Origin of the sequence: Exiguobacterium sp. s146 (genome assembly GCF_018618415.1) — a bacterium.
Classification (GTDB): domain Bacteria; phylum Bacillota; class Bacilli; order Exiguobacteriales; family Exiguobacteriaceae; genus Exiguobacterium.
In genome coordinates this window covers 1-214 of the sequence record NZ_JACSMA010000022.1, presented here as the reverse complement: position 1 = coordinate 214, position 214 = coordinate 1, and the positions used below count along the sequence as shown (strand labels likewise).

Annotated in this window: 1 rRNA gene; it reads right to left on the bottom strand. The window is 50.9% G+C overall.

Annotated features, from left to right (window positions below):
• A 5S ribosomal RNA gene (gene rrf / locus KNP83_RS15015) occupies positions 1-82 on the bottom strand; the annotation flags it as partial.
• Between the last annotated feature and the right edge of the window lie 132 nt (positions 83-214).

The window sequence follows — 214 nt, the reverse complement described above, 5'->3', positions numbered from 1 at the left end:
CCCAACTACTTTCGGCGCTGAAGCGCTTAACTTCCGTGTTCGGCATGGGAACGGGTGTGGCCGCTTCGCTATCGCCACCAGACAAGAGAAATCGTTCTCTCAAAACTGAAGACTCATCAATTCACACAAACCTTAGACTAGATCAAAGCCTCGACCGATTAGTATCATTCAGCTCCACACGTCGCCGTGCTTCCACCCATGACCTATCTACCTC